This window comes from Aliidiomarina iranensis (assembly GCF_003987135.1).
Taxonomy (GTDB): Bacteria; Pseudomonadota; Gammaproteobacteria; order Enterobacterales; family Alteromonadaceae; genus Aliidiomarina; species Aliidiomarina iranensis.
Genome location: NZ_PIPJ01000004.1, coordinates 17,106 through 35,814 on the forward strand (window position 1 = coordinate 17,106; position 18,709 = coordinate 35,814).

The following is an 18,709-nucleotide window of genomic DNA, read 5'->3' on the forward strand; positions in this document are numbered from 1 at the left end:
AATCGCTATGCCTGAACTAAATGTGCCTGAGCTAAGCCTGCTTGAGCTATGTGTGCTTGAGCCATGTGTGCTTGAGCCATGTGTGCCTGAACTTTGGCACCACATAGCTTAACCCTCCAGTGCGTCGGTATCTGACGCGATCCCTGCCACACCCGCAGCTAAAGGCATCCGCTCTAACAAGAAATCAATTAAAACACGGACGGCCGGTAATAAGCCACGGCGATAAGGATATACCAAATGTAATTTACCCACCGGCATTTGCCAATTCGGTAACACCCGCACCAAACGCCCTTGCTTAACGTAATCACGGCAAAGATAGGTGGGCAGTGAAACAACCCCTTGATGTTGATAAGCAGCTTCGCGCAATACCCACAAATCATCGGTTATTAGCCGTGCTTGATATGACAGCACAAGGTTCTCGCCGTTATCACTGGTAAACGACCACTGGTACCGCCCTGAAGAATAGTGCATCGAAAGTGCAGGCCAGTTAACTAAATCAGTGGGGTGTGTGGGCTCGCCATATTCAGCCACAAGCTCTGGGCTTGCGTACAGGGCTTGCCCAGAGGGTAAGAGCTCACGGCCGATTAACGAAGATTCTTCCATTGTTGCGCGCACCCTCAGTGCTATATCTACTTGCTCTTCGATAAGGTTCACCGGTTTATTGGTCATCACTAAATCGATATTAACATCAGGGTAGCGCGCCATAAATTCCGGCAAAATTTGCACAAGTAACGATTGGCTGATGGCATAGGGGCTACTTAAGCGAACTTTACCACGAGGCTTTTCCTGAACAAATTGAGTAACTTGCTCAGCAGCGTTTGCCGCCGCTACTACTGTTTGGCAATGCACAAGGAATTCTCGGCCAACATCGGTAAGATATAATTTTCGTGTTGTACGATTTAAAAGCCGAACGCCTAGCTCAATCTCTAAATCGGCGATACGCCGGCTTAATGTAGATTTCGGAATGCCCAAGCTGCGAGCCGCCGAACTAAAACTGCCATGTTCTACAACATGCGCAAACAACGCCAAATTTGTAATATCTTTCATGTTATTGTTCCATTTATGAAACAGTAGTTCTCATAATACCTATCTAGTAGTGAAACTGGAACATCTTTATGATCAGCACATAAATTAATGAACTGCTCAAATTCTGATGATCTTTACTACGAGGTAACCACATGAACATTTTACATATCCAAGCCGGAATCTTTGGTGACCAATCCGTTAGCCGCCAGTTGAGTGATAAAATTGTGGCGCGTTTAACCGCACAGAATAGCGATGCGCAAGTAACGGTGAGAGATTTAATCAACAGCCCGATTCAGCACTTAGATGCAGAAATATTGATGGCTGCCGGCACTGCAGAAAGCGATCGCAGCGAACGCCAAAAAACAGAATTAGCGCTTACCGAAACCCTTCTTGCAGAATTATTCGCTGCCGATGTTTTGGTTATTAGCGCGCCTATGTACAATTTCTCAATTCCAACTCAGCTAAAATCTTGGATTGATCGCATTGCCCAAGCGGGAAGAACCTTCCGCTATACCGAAACAGGCGCCGAAGGCTTAGTAACCGGTAAAAAAGCTTACATCGCTTCTGCACGTGGCGGTATCTACAGCGAAGGCCCAGCTGTAGCTATGGAACACCAAGAAAGCTTAGTTCAGGGTGTACTTGGGTTTATCGGTATTACCGATGTAACAACAGTGCGTGCGGAAGGTGTAAACCTTGGCGAAGCGCCTCGGGCAAAAGCGATTGCGCAAGCAAGCGAAGAAATTACATCTCTTTAAATGAGTAGAAAATCGAAGCCTTAAAACCTAAACACGTAAATGGCTTGTTAAAAAGGCGCGAATGGCTTCCGCATTCTCGCCTTTTTGTGCTTTAATCAATAAAGATAACTAAAATTTATCGATAGCAGCCCCCACGAAACCTTGTTGAAATGTTGCAGAAACATTCTCGAAACATAAGTGGCCGCTGCCGCAACCACTTTTCAGTACATGCAAACCGGCAATAGGTAACCTCATCATGTTGATAACATCGCGCTCTGGAAATTCTCATCGATTTTTTATCTCGATGGTAACGCTTATTATGCTGCTTATGTTCGCATCAAAGAGCCAGGCGCAAACAAATAATGATGGGGATACAGATGCATTATCGGGACCTAATTGGCGGATTCTAGATATAAGCTACGCCACCGAACGCGATCGTGATAGCGATGCTCAAGCTGATATGCTGAACCTGCGCGCCAGCCTTCCTGTAATGGAATATGGCTTGGCTGCGATTGAGCTAGGCTCTGGTGAAACTTCCAATGTGTTAAGCGCTACCGATAAAAATGCTTACCAATTAAGCGTTATGGCCGGGTTAAGAATGGCTGCAAGTGAACAGGCCGATTTATTTATTCTTGCAGGTGCCACTCGGGTAGAAATGGAAACTAATCACCTAAACATTAGTGATGATGGCTTTATTTCCCAGGCTGGGATTCGCGGAAGGCTCGGTGAGAAGCTTGATTTATCTAGCTACCTGCAATTTTCCAAAGTGGGTGGTTCAAGTATTTCGAGCTGGCACGGAGATGTGCGCTATCGGGTGTTTAATCGGGTAGATTTATACCTTGGCGCAGGTATCTACAGCCGGGCATGGAGCGGGAAAGTGGGTGTTTCACTGCATTTTTAAGTTCTAGTTTCAGGCGCGTTTTTGAAGTGTTTTCTTCACGTGCCATTTCTAAGTACTGTTTCTAAATACTGTTTCTAAATACTGTTTCTAATTGTTACTTCAAATTATTGTTGCGGGCGCTAATTTGTGAGCCAAATTTGCGTTTCCGCAACAATTCAGTAATTTACCTTAGCTACAATTCCCTTTCTTGGTTCTGCCTGCTATGTTTATAGAATGTAACTGTAAAGGCTGCTTCTATTTTCATGTCTTCATTAAAAACAGCGGTTTACCGCACGGTTATTTACATTCTTTTTGGCATTGTCTGGATCCTGTATTCAGATCGATTACTCGCGGGCTTTGTTCAAGATCCAGCTACACTCACTCAGTTACAAACATATAAAGGCTGGGCGTTTGTTGTATTCACCGGTTTAATTTTATTTTTCATGTTGTTCAGTGCTCTGCGCCGCGAACGGGCATTATCAGAACGAGATGGCCTCACGCAACTTCTTAATCGCCACATGTTCCGGCAAGATCTTGAATCAGAAATACAGCTGAGCAAGATTCAGCAACAATCACTGGCATTAGTTTGTTTAAATTTAGATGAGTTCCGGCAAGTAAACCACTCAGCAGGGCAACCTGCGGGTGATAAACTTTTGCAAGATGTAGCCGCCGGCATACGTAATTATTTCAGTGAAAAGCGTTGCATCTCTGGGCGTATAGCTGGCGATGAGTTCGCTGTTCTCATTTTAGATATCGAGAATTGTGATGAAGCTATTCAGTTAACCCAAGGCTTTCAGCAATATTTGCGGCAATTAAAAGTGCCCGGCCATGAATTGCTCACAGTATCGGCTTGTGCCGGCATTGCTATATTTCCGAACGATGCCGATACACCGCGCGATTTGATCACCGCTGCAAACCTTGCCTTAGAAGAAGCTAAGAGCCTTGGCCCCGGCTATCTGCGCGTTTATGACCACTTTTTCGGTGAAAATGTACATTCGCGCCTGCAATTAACCGCCGATTTAAAGCAAGCACTAGAAACCAAAAGCCTGAGTGTGGCCTATCAGCCCCAGTTTTGTGCGCAATCAATGAAAATAACCGGCGTTGAAGCGCTTTTACGATGGCATCACCCAGAGCATGGCCAAGTTTCACCAGATACGTTTATTCCTTTAGCAGAGCAACAAGGGTTAATTGGCGATATTACTGATTTTGTATGCCAAACGGCAATTGCCGAGTTGAGTACAGCTGATCTACTTGGCACCAGCATTCCGCGCCTTTCTGTGAATGTATCGGGCCATGATTTTGATGATGATAATAGTATTCAGCGCTTTCGTAATCGCTTCGAGGCTATTACCGATTGGTCGTTGATACAATTAGAAATTACTGAAACTGCGGCAATTAATAACTTTGAGAAAACCTTTGCGGTATTAACCTCATTACGCAAAGCAAAAATCAATATCTCGATTGATGATTTTGGCACTGGCTATTCTTCCCTAAGTGTTTTGCGAAAGCTGCCCATCGATGAAGTAAAAATTGATCGCGCGTTTATTCGCGATATTCCAACGAATGAAGACGACCGCACCATCGTAAGAACTATACTTGCCATGGCTCATGCGCTTGATTTACGGGTTATCGGCGAAGGGGTAGAATATAAGGCCCAAGCAGAATTTCTGAAAAAGCACGGATGCAGTGAACTACAAGGATACTTACTTGCCCACCCCATGCTATTAGAAGAACTAAAAGCATTTTGTAATTCTGAACAAAGCCACCTAAAATCATTGTTGGTTGTTAATTAATCAGCTTTTGTGCCAAATAGCACAGCGCCAGTTACTGCAACTCACTTTTTTACGGCACTAATGGAGCCTCACGCCATTGCGGTGAATTTTACAGAGATTTGAACATGAAAGGTTTTCGGCTAACTTACTCCATACTCGCGCTACTATTCGTATCGGGCTGCCAAATGAATGGCAGCGCTCCAGATCGTGCGCCGTTTTCAATGACAAAGCTTACACTTGAGCAATACTGTGAGGAAAATACATGCCGGGAAGATGTTGAAATTTTAGTAGCCACCGCAAAGGGCGAATATAGTATGAGCCAGTTGCAATATTGGCCTGAAGTTTATGAAGGCGATATCATTGTACTGCCGGGCGAGCGGCTTTATATCGAAGCAAATATCGACGAGAATAATAATATCGTTGATATGCGGGCAGTAGAAAAAAATGAACATCCCGAACGTACATTTGAGCTCTTTTTCGCGCAAATACGCGGCAGCTACGGTATGTTTTTCTCGGTTCGCAACCCGTTAGAAAATCCTGTTCACTTTGATTTCGAGCTTACTGATATCGAAGGCAAGGAGCACAGTGTTACTAGCTGCCCGGTGCGTAGTAACCGCTCGTTCTTAGAGCGCTGGCCGGAACCTGCAAAGCAAATCACTTTGAGTAACCCGCGCATTTTAGAGCCGAATGCTGAAATCATTTGCTCAAGCTAGCTAAACTTTTTGGAGATTAGATGACACCTCACATCCATGCCCAACCTGGCGATTTTGCGCGCACTGTATTAATGCCTGGCGATCCACTTCGAGCTAAATTTATCGCTGAAACCTACCTCGATGAAGCTCGCGAAGTTAGCAACGTTCGCAACATTTTGGCATATACCGGAAGCTACAAAAACACGCCCGTAAGCATCATGGCCAGTGGCATGGGCATGCCGAGTATTGGTATTTATTCTTGGGAATTATTTACCACCTTTGGTGTGGAAAATATTATTCGCGTTGGCTCCTGTGGCGCTTACACTAAAACACTTAAATTGCATGATGTTTTGCTCGCAACCGAAGCTTGGTCGGAATCATCGTATGCAAAAACTCAAAATGGCGATATGGCCCCACATAACCACCCAAGCGCAAAGTTAAATCAATGGCTACAAGAAAGCGCTGCACGCCAAGGAATACCTATTCACGAGGGCACCGTGCATTCGAGCGATGTGTTTTATCGACATGAACATGAGGTATTTCAGAAAATCCATGCTGAAGAAGGTGCGTTAGCGGTAGAAATGGAATCGTTCGCGCTCTTTCACAATGCACGCGTGTTAAATAAACATGCAGCTTGTTTACTCACGGTTTCTGATCACCTTATTACCGAAGAGGCAAGCACAAGCCAACAACGTGAAACGGGCTTCAAACAGATGATAGAAATTGCTCTCGGCTCAGTAAAAAATTGCTCTATTGAAAATAACTCAGTTTAAAACGCTACGTAAGCGAGTTCCTGACGATGTGATCAATTCAAGCACATTATCAGTTTCAATATCGAACCTTACAACATCACTAAGCGCCTCTAATACTTGGTTCTCGGTAGCCATTTGAATCTCCGAGCATGCCATGCGTGTGGAGGCCAATTGATGCAGCTGAAAATTTTCGCCTGTAAGCACATATTCGCCAACGAATCGGTTGCAGCCACTATTGCCATAAACCTCGCCGTTCTCACCAAAGTTAATGCTAACGGCCACACTTTCGGCAATGGCTTCGCCTTGAACGTGAGTAATGCGCCACTCAGGACCTGCGAGCAGCTCTATGGGAGAGCCGGCGCAACCGCTCAGTTGCTGCTCACCAACTGTAACTTCAGCACGTTTTGGGTAGGGCATTCCTGTCATGGTATCGCGGCAAACTTCTTCAATAATTTTTGCTGTGCCCACAATTTCGCCTGCATTCTCGGAAAATAGGTTATATTCGCCGACAGCTCGCTCCTGCCATGCAAACTGCAGTTGCTCCTCACTCATTCTATTCAACTCAACTCGAGTTTCGTACAATATTAGGTTCCAAAAAGGCTCGTTTCCTCGCGCTTCTAGCAATATTTCACCCGTATCTTCAACACAGCAGGCGGTTGTTTCTGTTGGCGAAGAGCAAGCGCTGAGCGCTAGCCCTGAGGCCAACAAGAAAAGAGCTTTCAAGTTATGATTGTGAACATTACCGGGTGTATTTGCCATTCGTTATTTCTCGATTTTACGTGCCGTTTCTAAATACTGCATAGCCGCTTCTCGAACACCTTCATACTCCATGCGCTCCGAACCCAAGTGCACTACCTCGAGTGTTTCTGCAAGTTGTGCCAGCTCCAAATTAATGCGCTCAAGCGCGTTTTCGAGAGTATAGGTAAGTTGGTGAATCTCGGCCATATCTGCCGCTTCTAATTCGCCTGCCAAAATCTGTTCAAGCTTTTCATTATACTCAGCAAAATTCGCTAACGCTTCTTCGAAAGATGCCGCCTCTTCGCCTTCATAATGCTGATAACGCTCTTGCGCTACAGCTGTAAGTGAAGCCATTGAGAAGAATATACAAGCAATACCACATGTGATTAGTTTCATTTTTATCTTAACCTTTGGTTTCTGGTGAACGAATAATTTTACGCAAAATTGATGATGTAGCTATTAGTGAAACGAACTATTGGTGAAACGCGCACACTGGAACCGCGTGCAAGCTACTTTTTGCGTACAACTTACTTTTTGCGAACAAAGAGCGCAACAACAGCGGACGTGATAATTCCCATGATCGCCGCACCTACAAAACTCTGTACCAAATAATTTGTGAGGCTGAAATACAACGCGGCATCATTAGCGCTCATGTGCCCCATTTCCACAGCGTGGGTAGCGGCGTTGGTAAAGAAGTGAGGTGTAATCACGAAATGGATTATCAATTGCGTAAGTGGGCTTAAAATAGCCACAACAATAGTTACGTAAATTCCGGTGATAAAACCCTGAGCCCAATTCATCTTACCACCAAAATCTTGATCGCGCTTTTGTTGTAACGCGAGCACATAAATGATGATGGCAATAATCGCGAAGATATTGGTATAAATAGGATGTACTGCAATATGCGTGCTATGCAGCCCTACTAAACGTTCAATCAGCATCCATGCCAACATTGCGAGGGTGAAAATCACGCCCCATTTTATTTCAATTTTATATTGCAAGAACATAGCCATTCCTTATAGTTGTTGTTGATGCTCATGTTCTGAGCGTTAATTACTCTCTTCACTATCTGGCAGGTTCCATTCCACCACACCGTATGGCAGCGGCAAAACAGCGCCACGCAACGGCACGTATATGTCGCGGAAGAATTCTACAACCGCCATGGCATCAGTATTACACGCTACGCCCGCGATATCGCACTGTAATGCAGCGGATTCATAAATCACCTGTAAACGGCCATCATCAGTGCGCTGTATACGCTCAACGGCAAAGGCTGAGAGCTCACCTTCCACATACGCTAAATCAACGCGATTTGAGCTTTCCTTTTGCGCCTCATAAAGTACATTCCAACCATCATTGCCGGTAGCGTTGTAACTATTCATAGCAACATTGTAGATGGCCTCAGCCTCTATAGCTTGCCATTCTGGCTCCAGCAAAGTGCCGCGATTAATCTCCACACTAACAATTTCACCCTCTACTCCGGGTTGGGTGACATCAAAGCGATAGCGCATATTCCCACCGTATGGGAATTTACCCGCATGGGAACCGGCCGGAACGGTAGCCCCTACCGTATCTTGCAAAAGCTGAATAATGTGCGCGCCCGTAAGGGGCACAATGGAAATGAAATTAGCGAATGGTAACAGCTCTAACGTGATATCGCCTTCGCGTAAAAGCCCTTGCGCCAAGCTTTGCCGAACACCACCTGCACCCACTAGCGCAAAATCGGCTTGCAGGCCCGTAATCGCTACCACCTCTTCACTTGCGGCCCACTGATATTGCCCGAGCGCTACCAATGGTGCCACTTCAGAACCGGTTGGGTACGCTTCCGTGGGCGTGCGTATGTGAGTAATTTCGGCAGGCACCATTCCTAACTCGGTTCCGTAGGCTCTCTCCATGGCCGGCCGATAAACCGCGTCAATGTGCGCCCGCATACTTGTGTTTTCATCAACAACGGCAAGCCGCGGGTGAGCCGCAATAAAATCGAGTACTTCGGCCGTGGCTGTGCCACCTAAATAGCTATCCTCGGTGCGTGCACTATCTCGGTAAAATGTATCGTTGCTCAAAAGCGTATTACCACCCACGCAATCAAGCACCCGGCCATCGCGAGTGAAATCAATTTCCACACGGCCAATAGCTTGCGCATATTCCCCGGCTTGCACTACGCAAGTTGCCGATTCGCCATCAGGATTAATAACCCACTCGGCATAAGTGCCAGCGTAGCCCATACTCAAATCAGAAAAATCACCTAATAATGTATGCGAATGGCCACCAACAATCACATCGATACCGTTTACTTGGTTAGCAATTTCAACATCAATAGCCTTGCCAATGTGCGTAAGCGCCACAACTTTATCAATGCCCATCGCGTGAAATTCATCCACCATGGCTTGGGCAGTTTCTACCATATTGGCAAATACTAAATCGCCAGTATTCGGCGCAATATTAGGCATATCATCGAGCGCTAAACCAAATACAGCCACAAGTTGTTGATTTTCAGGTGGCGGCTCTTCGGGGGTTAAGCGCTGCTTTTGAAAACCATTAAACGCAAACACCACGTAGGGCAGCAAATTGCTTTGCTGGTTTAAATCTTCATCGCCACTGGCATCAACATTCGCCGCCAGCATGGGAAAATTGACCGAACTTAGAAACTCGTTCAAGTGTGCGTTGGTTAAATCAAACTCATGGTTGCCCAACGCCATTGCATCGAGCTGCATGCGGCTCAAAATATCAGCATTCATGCGCCCTTCATTTAACTTGAAATACGCGCTACCTTGCCAGGCATCACCACCATGTAAGAACAACATCGGTTGGTTTGCCGCTTCCGCCTCGGCGCGATATTGATTCGCCCGCTCAAGAATGCGCGGGTGGCCTCCGAACTCGTTATAAACCCGCATTTCATTGGCATTAAAACTGCTCGCCACTGGATCAAAGCTCGAGTGGGTATCGTTGATATGAGCGATGGTGAGGGAAAACGCAGCTTGCGTATCACGTTCAGCGATTTCCGCATCGCTACAAGCGGCAAAACTGAGAGCCGCTGCTATTAAAAGAAGGGGTTTCACGTATTTCATAATGCATCCAAGAATTTGAAGATGCCTTGAGTGTAGCGAATAACGTAGCGCAAATCATGCTCGCCACGTTACAAGATTGTACGAAATACTTTTCATTCTTTGTAAGCACTGGTTAAATAGCGCCAACAAAAAATATAACATGCCGAAGAGAAGCCCATGCCTTCAACGCCAAATTTAAGTACGCCAAATTTAAGTGCGCCAACTCAATCAGCACTGCCGGAACCCTCTCCTTTATATCGTTGGCTTATTTTACTTTTCGTTAGTTTAGCCATGTTTGGCAACTACTACGTTTATGATTCCATGTGGCCAGTGCTCGATTTAATGCGCTCAGATCTTGATTTGAGTTACCAACAAATCGGCCTTTTATCTTCGGTATACAATGCAGCCGCGCTTCTCGTGTTACTTGCCGGCGGCTATGCCATTGATCGTTGGGGCACTAAAAAGGCCATCACGGTATTTGCGTTCATTTGCTTGTTTGCGGCCGTACTCACCGTAATCACACCAAAATACGAAGTTATTTTGGCTGGCCGCTTTATGTTAGGTATTGGCGCTGAGCCACTAATTGTGGCTGCGGTAACCGTGCTCTCAAAGTGGTTTAAAGGCAAAGAGCTCAGCTTCGCCTTTGGTATAAATTTATCAATCTCACGCTTGGGCTCGGCATCTGCCGATTGGTCCACCTCATTTGCCAGCCCACTATACACCAACTGGCAAGATCCACTGTGGCTAGCGAGCGCGGTTGCGGGTATTTCGGTAACGGCGGCAATTTTATATTGGATTATGGAGCGCCGTGCCGAAGGCCGCTATCAAGTAGGCACGAGTTCGGCGGCAGAAAAGGTTGATTTCAAAAGCCTCTACAAATTTAGTGCTTCTTATTGGTATATCGTGGCGCTCTGCGTGGTATTTTATGCCACCGTATTTCCGTTCCGTACCTTCGCTATTGATTACTTCCAACAAGCGCACGGCATTAGCCGAGAAGCGGCCGGTTTGCTCAGTAGTTTATTGCCCGTAGCCGCCATTATTCTTACCCCATTATTTGGCATTTGGGTAGACCGCGTTGGCCGCCGATCGCTCTTCATGGCCGCAGGTGCTCTAGTAATGCTGCCATTATTTTTAGCCGTTACTTATTTGCCACCAGGCCCCGAAATTAATTTAATTATTCCGTTCATTGGCAGTGCCATGGTGCCGCTAACGCTGTTTGTGGTGATATTCTTACTCGGTGCCGTGTTCTCACTGATACCGGCAGTAATGTGGCCTTCAGTAGCTTATATTGTGGAAGAAAAACGGTTAGGCACCGCCTTCGCCATCATGACATTCTGCCAACAAATTGGTTGGATGGTAGTGCCCCCGATTGTAGGGCTCCTCAATGATATCAATAGCGCCAGCCCAGATAACACCGCCGGCTATGCGCCCGGTATGTGGTTCTACACCGGACTAGCAGCAACCGGCCTCTACTTCGCATTTAAACTCTGGCGCAGTGAAACCGGGCCCAATGCCCACGGGCTAGAACATATCACCACGAAAACTGGCATGAATTCGAATGTTTAAAACGCTATCACGATAACCAAAATATCCAGTTAGCGGGTAGGTAAAGAAGAAACCAATGGTATTGATAACGATTCGCATTTGTGTTTAAATGCCCCCCAAGTTCGAAAATGCTGGGGTGCGTTCTATGTATGTATGCTTATGCAAAGGCATTACTGATAAGCAAATTGTTAAAGCTGTGGAAAACGGCGCCGTATCGGTGCGCGAATTACGCAAACAATTTGGTTTAGGTAATCAGTGCGGTAAATGCACCTGCATGGCTCGGGGCGTTCTTAACGAAGCTCTCGAAAATACTTCTGTTGCCGCCACCCCCGCGCAAAAACCGGAAATTTTCATCCCCGGAAAAACCGCTAATGCAGCAACAAATGCAACGCACAACGCAATACACAACGCAGCACACAACGTAACGCAAAGTTATTTTACTCTGACCTCAAATTAAACTAGTCTTAAAGCTTCCGAAATATGTTTTCGAGAGGTAGCAAGCCATGCGCGGAAATTCCACCGTTCTAGCGGCACTGAACAAAATTCTTACCCGCAAGCTCACAACTATTAATCAGTTCTTTTTGCATGCCCGCATGCACAAAAACTGGGGTTTTGAGCAACTAAACAATAAAGTTTACAAAGCCTCCATCGATGAAATGAAGCACGCCGATAAAATTATCGAGCGTATTCTCCTGCTTGATGGCCTTCCAAATCTTCAAGAGCTAGGTAAGTTGTATATCGGCGAAGAGCCGGGCGAAATGCTTAAGCTTGATGATAAATTACAAACTGAAGATATTAATCATATCCGCCAGGCCATCGCTGTATGCGAAAGCGAACATGATTTCGTGAGCCGTAAAATGCTCGCTGAAATTCTTGAGCAACAGGAAGAGCATCAAGATTGGTTGGATACGCAATGTAGCTTGATTGATACCATTGGTTTAGAAAATTACTTGCAACAGCAGCTATAGGAGCCTTTATGAGCCAGGTAGTAAACACATTAAATGGGCTTTTAGCTTGGGAACTCACTTCAATCGATCAATATACTGCGCATTCAGAACAATATGCCGATTGGGGATTTAACAAATTATATGAGCGTATTTCCCACGAGGCGGATGATGAGCGTGGCCACGCGAAATTATTGATTGAGCGTATTTTATATCTTGAAGGCAAACCCGATATGGAATCCCGGCATGCATTACCAAATGCCGATAACGTGCCGGAAATGCTCTCGGCCGATCTCGATTTGGAGCGTAAAAATGCTACGGCACTGAAAGCCGCAATCGAGCTTTGCGAGCAACACAAAGATTTCGTAACTCGCGATATGCTCGTAGGCATTTTAAAAGATACCGAAGAAGACCATGCGTATTGGTTGCGCCAGCAATTGGGTTTAATCAACCGCCTCGGGCTTGAGCGTTACTTGCAAGCGATGATGTAGAACTAATATGGCGTTTTATGCACAGCAGGTATATTTATGTTGTGGCAATCCTAAAGTGAGTAGAGCACGTATTCACTGCAAATACTCAAATTAGGACATCGAAATGTTTGGATTATTTAAATCAAACCCTGCGGATAAACTCCGTAAAAAAATGAAACAGGTGCAAGAGAAATCGATGCAGGCCCAACGCCGCGGCGATATTCGCAGTCATTCGATGCTTTCTGCCGAAGCCGATGAGCTTTGGAAGGAAATACAACGCCTAGAGGGCACCGATAAGAAATAGGCAGTACTATTTTCTAATAATAAGAACAGAATCAGTAACCCATCACTAAGGGATATTTAGTGCGGCAAAAGAATATAAGTACTTGGCTCCTTGCTTGTGCCCTTCTTGCGAGTGCTGCAAGCTTATCCTTTGATGCGGCAGCAAGCTTTGAGCCCGAGTTAGCCGAAATGGCAACGGCGGAAGGCGCAGATTCAAACGCTGATTCGCAACCCCAGCAAGATGCCAGCATAGAAGCGGAATTGGAAGGCGTGCTGGGTATTGGTTTCGTTCCTCGTGATCCTACCGCATTTGCGAACATTTTAGCTAAAGTAACCAACCATACTCCCATTGAAACTTACGTGCGGGCCAACGGATACCAAGTGCTCACGCTTGCAATTGCTGAGCAGAACCTACCTGCGGCAATAGCTCTCGGCGAGGAAATCATTGCACGAGCATTAGCCACTGAAAACGCAAACGCAATTACCGAAGCGCACATATTTCTTGCCGAAGCTTATCTACAAAATGATCGGCCCGAAGATGCCCAAAGCCTAATTACCGACATCGAACCACTCACTGGTGGCATTACCAATCCAAGAGTTCAATACCACTCTAAGCATCTTATGGCGCGCATATTCATTCGCTTTGAAGAGTTTGCTCGAGCGCTTGAATATATGCTCGAAGCACATTCGATTATTTCTAATACAAACGATGCCAACACTCAGCGCCGCCGCCAGTTTTTGAATTTTCATATTACCCGTTTACAAGCAAACCTGGGTAACTACAGCGCAGCTATTGAAACTGCGAACGCTACCATTGAAGAATCGCTTCGTTATGGTTTAACCGAACGCCTCCCCGATATTTATCTAGTGCGCGCGTACGCACAACAATATGAGCAAGGCCCTTCTGCTGAGTTGGTGCGTGAATTTCTTCGCGCTGCAGAAGAAGCTGCCATTGTTGGTAACGGCCGCGTTGAAATGCTCGGCTACAATAATGCCGGTGCCGCGGAGTTATTGATGGGAAACTTAGAAGCCGCAAGCACCTACCTTGAACAGGGCATTGCTGTGGCAACCCGAATAAATAACGTTCGTGAACGTTCGGTAACAGAGTTCAATCTTGGCTACGTGAAAGTGATGCAGGGTAATTACGAGCAAGGCATTGCTGAGATGTTGGCGGCGGCAGACGTATTCAAAACGTTTGCCCTAAGGCGTGAAGTTTCAATTTTACTCTCACATATTGCGGATGCTTACGAAATGGCGGGAATGTATCAAGAGCAAGCTGCAGTATTAAAAGAGCAGAACGAAATGCAAACTGCGCTGTTCCAAACTGAACGCGATAAAGTAATAAGTGAATTGCAAGTGCGTTACGAAGCCGATGAAAAGTCGCTACAGATTCAATTGCTCGAGCAAGAAGCCTTATTGCAAACGCAACAATTGCAAGGGCAACAACGCAACCAGCAATACGCCATTGCTATCGGCGTATTGCTTTTAGTTATTATTCTACTAACCACTTACGCATATCGAAAATCACGAAAAATTAATCAGTTACTGAGCCGAGTTAATCACGAGTTAAACGAGCAATCATTGCGTGATCCGCTTACTAGCCTATTCAACCGCCGTGTGGTGCAGAAGCACTTTTTAGATGAACGCCGGAACTATAAAGGCACGCATGGCCTATTTTTGATTGATGTCGATTATTTTAAAAACGTAAACGATACCTACGGCCATGATGTAGGTGATGAAGTATTAATTGAAGTGAGTAAACGCTTAGTTGCCATTACCCGTGAAAGCGATATGGTAATTCGATGGGGCGGTGAAGAATTTCTTTTGCTCATCGAAAACGTTGATCATGATGGCCTTGCTTCCTTTGCGAGCAAGATATTACAGAGCGTATGCGCCAAACATTATCACACGAGCAAAGGTGCTATACCGGTTACCATAAGCGGCGGCGGTTTAACCGTTGAAGCATGTAAAACCAACATTATTGATAACTGGGATGAGAAGCTCAAACAGGCCGATAAACTGCTTTATCAAAGTAAAGATAACGGCAGGAACCAAATTCATGTCACCACTGAAGATGGTTCCGCCGCTATTATTTTAGAAAACAGCCTCCGTTCTTAAGGCAAACAACTTACTCGCTTTAAGAACGGTGCCGAAACTTCAACTTCATTTCTTCGCGCCAGCAATATAGAACCGGCACTACGAACATAGTAAGCACCACAAATGTTAGGCCTCCCACGGTAGGAATTGCCATGGGAATCATTAAATCGGAGCCTCTGCCTGTAGCGGTGAGCACAGGGAAGAGTGCTAAGATAGTGGTGGCACTTGTCATTAAACATGGCCGCACACGTTGTACCCCGGCTTCAATCGTGCGCTCGCGAATACTGATAACGGTATTTGCAGTGCCTTCAGAGAAGCGTTGCTGCAGGTATGTGGCCATCACCACACCATCATCAACCGCGATACCAAAGAGCGCTAAAAAGCCAACCCACACCGCCACACTTAAATGAGTTACTTCAAATTGGAAGATATCGCGCAGCGTAACACCTTGTGTGATACCGGGAATAGTAAAGTTCGCAAACCATGATTGGCCATAAAGGTAGAGCATGATAAAACCCCCGCCCCAGGCCACGGCAATGCCGCTAAACACCATTAAAGCCGTGCTCACTTGCTTAAATTGCAGATAAAGAAGGATGAAAATAAGCACCAACGATAACGGAATAACCACTTGCAGCGTTTGCATTGCACTTTGCTGTTGCTGGTAACTACCCGCAAAGGTGTAACTCACACCCGATTCTAGGCGTAAATCACCGCTTGCTTGCGCATTGCGAAGATGCTCGGCAGCCGCCTCAACCGCTTCAACTTCAGCAGTGCCCGCAGCAGAACCGAAGGTTACGTAAGCGGTTAGGAATGTATTTTCCGAACGAATCATTTGCGGCCCGCGGGTATAACGAATATCCAGGAGCTCCGCCAGTGGAATTTGCGCGCCATTCGCAGCAGTTACCAAAATATCGTACATGGCTTCAATATCATTTCGTAACTCCCGTTGATAGCGAACCCGAATAGGATAACGCTCGCGCCCCTCAATACTGCGCGTTACTTCAACCCCACCAATCGCAGTAGCCACGGTATTTTGCACCGCCGCAATGGTAAGGCCATAACGGGCAATGTTTTCGCGCTTGAGGTGTAGCTCAAGATAGGGCTTGCCAACCACACGCTCAGCGCTAACCGAGGCGGCATTCACCGCCGGAGAACTGCGCATCACGCGTTCGATATCTACCGCTGCGCGTTCCAACGCCTCAAGATCGGGTGCTTGTACTTTCACGCCCATGGCGGCACGCATACCGGTTTGTAACATGAGCTGCCGAGTTTCAATCGGCTGTAGGCGTGGCGCCGAGGTAACCCCCGGCACTTGCGCCGCAAGCACAATCTCATCCCAAATATCATCCGGATTTTGAATATGATCGCGCCACTGCCGATAAGGTTCACCGCTTGAATCTTGAATTAATTCGCCATTACTATCACGCACAAACTCACCCTGCCGATTCACCCGAAAGTTGATGCGTTGGCCATTAGCATTGGTTTTAAATTCACTTTTATAGTTAATAATGGTTTCAATCATGGAAACCGGCGCAGGATCGAGCGCCGTTTCCGCGCGGCCAATTTTCCCCACTACGCTTTCAACCTCCGGAATAGCAGCAATCGCTTTATCTTGTTCGCTTAACACATCGAGCGCGGCGCCTATCGAGGCATGCGGCATCGTTGTTGGCATTAACAAGAAACTACCTTCATCAAGCGAGGGCATAAATTCTCGGCCTACGCCCGGAAAAATAGCCAAACCGGCGATAACAACCAATACCGGCAACGCCAAAAATGCAGCTTTAAACCGCAAACAAAGCCGCAGTAAAGGTTCATAGAAATGGATGATGATAGCAAAACCACCAACTACGAAGGCGAACAACATTAGCACGAACAAGGTGTTGCGAATCCCACCAGCAGCCGGGCCTAGCGGTTCCCATAACCCAGCTAACGCGAATATCACCACAAGAACTAACAAGGCGTAGGCAATACGATATGTTTTTCGGCGCGCGAGCAACCAGCTATCTATTTTCCGGAACCTATCACTTAACAACACCCGCAACATGACCGGAACCACTACCAAGGCCAATATCACCGCCGCTAAGAGCACTAAGGTTTTGGTGTACGCCAATGGCGTAAAAAGCTTGCCTTCGGCACCCGTCATGGTAAATACCGGCAAAAAGCTTATCACCGTGGTGGCAATAGCGGTTAATACTGCCGGGCCAACTTCTTTGGTACCGCGGGTGATCACCTCGCCAATATCTAGATCCGGCTTATCCTTTCGCAGCCGCAAAATATTATCGGTAACGATAATTCCCATATCTACAATGGTACCAATCGCAATAGCGATGCCCGCTAAGGCTACAATATTGGCCTCTACACCAAGCAGCCGCATACCAATAAAGGTTATCAACACCGCCAATGGCAGCATAGTGGCAATGGTAATGGCCGAGCGCAGGTGCATAAGAAGAATAAGCACCACGGCCGCGGTAACCAATAATTGCTGGGTTAACGCATCGCTTAACGTACCCAGCGTTTCCATAATCAAGGTTGAACGATCATAGAACGGCACTACCGTAATTTTGCTCAGCGTTACCCATTCAGGCCAACGATCTTGCGGGTGTGTTTGCAGCCATTCCGTCCACGCTTTTTGCCCGTGATCATCAAAATTCAAGGTTTGGCTGCGAAGCGCCGGCAACCCTTGTTGTTCAGCAAAGTTACGGATATCCGCTACGCTCGCCTGTTGCCAATCAACCACAGCCCGTGCCGGCAAGCTTTCGGCTAGTTCATCGATACGCAGCTTCACGTTCTCAATAGCGGCAAGTGGATTAAAGCCTTCGCGCACGGTTACAATCCCGCCCACAGCTTCTGCACCCGCAACATCTAGCGCACCCCGGCGCTCCGCTGGGCCGAAACCCACTGTGGCCACATCAGAAACGAGAATCGGAGTGTTATCACTGGCTAAACGTACCACTGCGTTTTCGATATCCGCCAAGTTTTCAATGAAACCAACACCGCGAACAATATACTCAACCTGGTTAATTTCAGTGGTTCGAGCGCCTACATCAATATTCGATTCCCGCACAGCCGCAACCACCTGCTCCATGCTCACATTGAAATAGCGCAGCGCATCGGCATCGATATCAATTTGGTATTCGCGAACGAAACCACCTATCGAAGCCACTTCACTAATACCTTCAGCGGCTAACAACCCATAGCGCACATACCAATCTTGCACCGAGCGCAATTCATCTAAATCCCAGCCGCCGGTTGGATTACCCTGGGGATCTCGCCCTTCTAAGGTATACAGATAAACTTGCCCTAACCCTGTAGCATCGGGCCCTAGCGCAGGCTGAACATTATCCGGAAGGGTGCCCGCCGGTAAGCTGCTTAGCTTCTCCAGAATTCGCGAACGCGACCAATAAAACTCTACATCATCATTGAAAATTACCGCAATGCTGGAAAAACCAAACATTGAGATTGTGCGCACATCTTTTACACCCGGCACGCCCATCAACTGCACTGATAACGGATAACTAATTTGATCATCCACATCTTGCGGCGAACGCCCCGGCCATTCGGTAAATACGATTTGCTGGTTCTCACCAATATTGGGTATCGCATCTACGGCAACGGGCGAGCGCGGTGTGCCCGTATCCCAATTAAAGGGTGCCACCATTACTCCAGCAAAAGTGATGATTACAACAAACAGCGCTACCACTAGTTTGTTGTTGAGAAGCCATGATGTCAT

17 protein-coding genes are annotated in these 18,709 nt (G+C 46.6%); 11 read left to right on the plus strand and 6 right to left on the minus strand.

The window, feature by feature from the left end:
• Positions 1 to 108: 108 nt before the first annotated feature.
• Positions 109 to 1,047 (minus strand): LysR substrate-binding domain-containing protein, encoded by a 939-nt coding sequence (locus tag CWE08_RS06840; protein WP_126767021.1) that lies wholly within the window; start codon positions 1,045 to 1,047, stop codon positions 109 to 111.
• Between the two features lie 131 nt (positions 1,048 to 1,178).
• On the opposite strand from CWE08_RS06840, the gene CWE08_RS06845 reads away from it, so the two are divergent.
• From CWE08_RS06845 to deoD, 5 genes are all read left to right on the plus strand, one after another.
• A complete protein-coding gene (locus CWE08_RS06845) occupies positions 1,179 to 1,781 on the plus strand; it encodes an FMN-dependent NADH-azoreductase (protein ID WP_126767023.1) in 603 nt (200 codons plus the stop codon).
• A 235-nt stretch (positions 1,782 to 2,016) separates the two neighbouring features.
• The gene (locus tag CWE08_RS06850) at positions 2,017 to 2,661 is read left to right on the plus strand and encodes a hypothetical protein (protein WP_126767024.1); all 645 of its coding nucleotides are present in this window, start codon (positions 2,017 to 2,019) and stop codon (positions 2,659 to 2,661) included.
• Positions 2,662 to 2,903: 242 nt separating this feature from the next.
• On the plus strand, positions 2,904 to 4,433 hold the full coding sequence (locus CWE08_RS06855) for a putative bifunctional diguanylate cyclase/phosphodiesterase (RefSeq protein ID WP_126767026.1): 1,530 nt from the start codon (positions 2,904 to 2,906) through the stop codon (positions 4,431 to 4,433).
• Between the two features lie 104 nt (positions 4,434 to 4,537).
• A complete protein-coding gene (locus tag CWE08_RS06860) occupies positions 4,538 to 5,125 on the plus strand; it encodes a hypothetical protein (RefSeq protein WP_126767027.1) in 588 nt (195 codons plus the stop codon).
• 20 nt (positions 5,126 to 5,145) lie between these two features.
• A complete protein-coding gene (gene deoD, locus CWE08_RS06865; protein WP_126767029.1) occupies positions 5,146 to 5,877 on the plus strand; it encodes a purine-nucleoside phosphorylase in 732 nt (243 codons plus the stop codon).
• Here the strand turns inward: deoD and CWE08_RS06870 are convergent.
• The 4 genes from CWE08_RS06870 to CWE08_RS06885 all read right to left on the minus strand — a co-directional run bounded on the left by CWE08_RS06870 (position 5,869) and on the right by CWE08_RS06885 (position 9,662).
• Complete coding sequence (locus CWE08_RS06870; RefSeq protein WP_126767030.1) at positions 5,869 to 6,615, minus strand: META domain-containing protein; 747 nt, start codon at positions 6,613 to 6,615, stop codon at positions 5,869 to 5,871. The two genes, deoD and CWE08_RS06870, sit on opposite strands and share 9 nt — an antisense overlap.
• Before the next feature lie 3 nt (positions 6,616 to 6,618).
• On the minus strand, positions 6,619 to 6,990 hold the full coding sequence (locus CWE08_RS06875; protein WP_126767032.1) for a DUF6746 family protein: 372 nt from the start codon (positions 6,988 to 6,990) through the stop codon (positions 6,619 to 6,621).
• A gap of 131 nt (positions 6,991 to 7,121) precedes the next feature.
• Entirely contained in the window at positions 7,122 to 7,601 is a 480-nt protein-coding gene (locus CWE08_RS06880; protein ID WP_126767033.1) for a DUF4199 domain-containing protein, read from the minus strand.
• 42 nt (positions 7,602 to 7,643) lie between these two features.
• On the minus strand, positions 7,644 to 9,662 hold the full coding sequence (locus CWE08_RS06885; RefSeq protein WP_126767035.1) for a bifunctional metallophosphatase/5'-nucleotidase: 2,019 nt from the start codon (positions 9,660 to 9,662) through the stop codon (positions 7,644 to 7,646).
• Between the two features lie 156 nt (positions 9,663 to 9,818).
• Here CWE08_RS06885 and CWE08_RS06890 point away from each other — a divergent pair, with 156 nt between their 5' ends.
• The 6 genes from CWE08_RS06890 (at position 9,819) to CWE08_RS06915 (ending at position 15,000) form a co-directional block, all read left to right on the plus strand.
• The gene (locus tag CWE08_RS06890) at positions 9,819 to 11,207 is read left to right on the plus strand and encodes an MFS transporter (RefSeq protein WP_126767036.1); all 1,389 of its coding nucleotides are present in this window, start codon (positions 9,819 to 9,821) and stop codon (positions 11,205 to 11,207) included.
• A gap of 124 nt (positions 11,208 to 11,331) precedes the next feature.
• Positions 11,332 to 11,643, plus strand: a complete 312-nt coding sequence (locus CWE08_RS12445) for a bacterioferritin-associated ferredoxin (protein WP_126767038.1) — start codon at positions 11,332 to 11,334, stop codon at positions 11,641 to 11,643.
• A gap of 46 nt (positions 11,644 to 11,689) precedes the next feature.
• Positions 11,690 to 12,154, plus strand: a complete 465-nt coding sequence (gene bfr / locus CWE08_RS06900) for a bacterioferritin (RefSeq protein ID WP_126767040.1) — start codon at positions 11,690 to 11,692, stop codon at positions 12,152 to 12,154.
• 8 nt (positions 12,155 to 12,162) lie between these two features.
• On the plus strand, positions 12,163 to 12,621 hold the full coding sequence (bfr, locus tag CWE08_RS06905) for a bacterioferritin (RefSeq protein ID WP_126767041.1): 459 nt from the start codon (positions 12,163 to 12,165) through the stop codon (positions 12,619 to 12,621).
• Between the two features lie 103 nt (positions 12,622 to 12,724).
• Positions 12,725 to 12,904, plus strand: coding sequence for a DUF6435 family protein (locus CWE08_RS06910; RefSeq protein ID WP_126767043.1), 180 nt, complete (start codon positions 12,725 to 12,727; stop codon positions 12,902 to 12,904).
• 59 nt (positions 12,905 to 12,963) lie between these two features.
• Positions 12,964 to 15,000, plus strand: a complete 2,037-nt coding sequence (locus tag CWE08_RS06915) for a GGDEF domain-containing protein (protein WP_126767045.1) — start codon at positions 12,964 to 12,966, stop codon at positions 14,998 to 15,000.
• Positions 15,001 to 15,019: 19 nt separating this feature from the next.
• Here the strand turns inward: CWE08_RS06915 and CWE08_RS06920 are convergent, their stop codons facing one another.
• Entirely contained in the window at positions 15,020 to 18,709 is a 3,690-nt protein-coding gene (locus CWE08_RS06920; protein ID WP_126767047.1) for an efflux RND transporter permease subunit, read from the minus strand.